1 protein-coding gene is annotated in these 208 nt (G+C 53.4%); it reads left to right on the top strand.

All coding sequences use genetic code 11. The features are described 5' to 3' along the window. On the top strand, positions 1 to 208 hold a 208-nt coding region (locus NXS07_RS22770; protein WP_258087713.1), incomplete at both ends, for a replication endonuclease.

The following is a 208-nucleotide window of genomic DNA, read 5'->3' as shown; positions in this document are numbered from 1 at the left end:
TCCAATCCTGAAATTCGCCGGATGGAGTTGATGGCGCAGATTGCCGGGATTGAACGGGTCGCCACTGCCCGGGGTGATATCGGCATGTTTATTACCATTACCACGCCGTCAAAATATCACCCAACCCGCCAGATGGGTAAAGACAAAATCGCGGTACTGAATAGCAACTGGGCTGATGAAGCCTACACGCCGAAAGACGGCCAGCGTT

The organism is Xenorhabdus bovienii (assembly GCF_024721015.1).
Classification (GTDB): domain Bacteria; phylum Pseudomonadota; class Gammaproteobacteria; order Enterobacterales; family Enterobacteriaceae; genus Xenorhabdus; species Xenorhabdus bovienii.
The sequence above is the reverse complement of the archived record's forward strand: the minus strand, read 5'-3'. Positions and strand labels throughout refer to the sequence as shown.